Below are 1,664 nucleotides of genomic sequence, written 5' to 3'. Positions count from 1 at the left end.
CGGCGCACGCAGCGGCAGGTAGAACCACTGGCTGCCCGGCAGCGTGTCGGTGCCCAGGCCCGCGGCCTGCTCGTGGTCCAGCGCCCAGCGCGCGGTGCCGGCGTCGGAGCGGTCGCCGATCGGCAGCGTCTCCTCCGTCGGCGACGGCTGCAGCCGGTCGTCGTCGTCGAGCACATGCAGCAGCGCCCGTCCGCCGAACTGCTGCGCCAGCTGCAACTCCGCCGTCGCGATGACCTGCTCGGTCTGCAGCGCGCCGGCCAGTTCGCGGGTGAGCTCGAAGAGTCCGCGCGCCCTCGCCTCGCGCTCCGAGGACACGCGCGCCTCATAACGCAGCCCCGCCGTCAGCTGCCCGGTGATCAGGCCCACCGCCAGCATCACGACGAAGGTGATCACGTATTGCACGTCGCTGACCGCCAGGCTCAGCCGCGGCGCGACGAAGAGGAAGTCGAACAGCGCGACGCTGAGGAAACTCGCCAGCACGGCCGGCCCGCGCCCCCAGCGCATGGCCACGCCCACCACGCCGAGCAGGAACAGCATGACGATGTTGTCGTTGGCGATGCGGTGCGACAGCGGCCAGCAGACCGCGGCCACGCCGACGCAGGCCAGCGTCGCCCAGAGGTAGCGCCGCGGCGCGGCACCGAAGGTCGGGCCGGGATCCTCCTCGCTGCTGCGCTGCGTCGCCGACGCCCCGACCTGGATCAGGTCCAGCTCCGGCGCCGCGCGCCCCAGGTGCGCCGCGAGGTCGCGGCTGCCCCAGCGGCGCAACGACAGGAACGAGGAGGGAGCCGACGGCGGCGCCCCCCGCCCCATCAGCAGCTTGGACAGGTTGTGCTCGCGCGCGTAGTCGGCCAGCGCCTGCGCCGGGTCCTGCGCCGACAGCACCGCCGTCGTCGCGCCCAGGTCCTGCGCCAGCCGCACCACGCGCAGGCAACGCTCGCGCCGCGCGTCGGGCAGGCGGTGCAGCGCCGGCGTCTCGACATAGACCGCATGCCAGCTCACCGTCAGCTGCTGCGCAAGCTGCGCGGCGCTGCGCACGACCGACTCGGCCTCGTCGCCGGGGCCGATCGCGCAGAGGATCGCGGCCTCGGTCTTCCACACCGCCGCGATGCGCTCGTTGCTGCGCCAGGCCTGCACGTCGTCCTCGACGCGATCGGCCGTGCGGCGCAGCGCGAGCTCGCGCAGCGCCATCAGGTTGCCCTTGCGGAAGAAGTGCTGGCCGGCGCGTTCGGCCTGCGCGCCCTGGTAGACCTTGCCGGCCTTGAGCCGCGCGAGCAGCTCGTCGGCCGGCGTGTCGACCAGCACCACCTCGTCGGCGCGGTCGAAGAAGGTGTCGGGCAGCGTCTCCTGCACCCGCACGCCGGTGATGCCGCCGACGACGTCGTTGAGGCTCTCCAGATGCTGGACATTGACCGTCGTGTAGACGTTGATGCCGTTGGCCAACAGCTCCTCGACGTCCTGCCAGCGCTTGGGATGCCGCGAGCCGGCGACGTTGGAATGCGCCAGCTCGTCGACCAGGATCAGCGCGTCCGGCTGATCGCGCAGGCGCTCGAGCGCGCCGTCGAGGTCGAACTCCGGCAGCGCGCGGCCGCGGTGGTCGACCTGGCGCATCGGCAGACGCGGCAGCGGCGGCACGCCGTCGAGCAGCGCCGCGGTGTCGGCCCGGC

At 73.3% G+C, this 1,664-nt stretch carries 1 protein-coding gene; it reads right to left on the bottom strand.

Translation table 11 applies throughout. The features are described 5' to 3' along the window. A partial coding sequence (locus VF536_RS00005) for a DUF4118 domain-containing protein (protein ID WP_331612697.1) occupies window positions 1-1,664 on the bottom strand: 1,664 nt, incomplete at both ends.

It is taken from the genome of Roseateles sp., assembly GCF_036486225.1.
GTDB lineage: Bacteria > Pseudomonadota > Gammaproteobacteria > Burkholderiales > Burkholderiaceae_C > Roseateles.
Note: the sequence above shows the minus strand (reverse complement) of the source record. Positions and strands in the feature narration are given on the sequence as shown.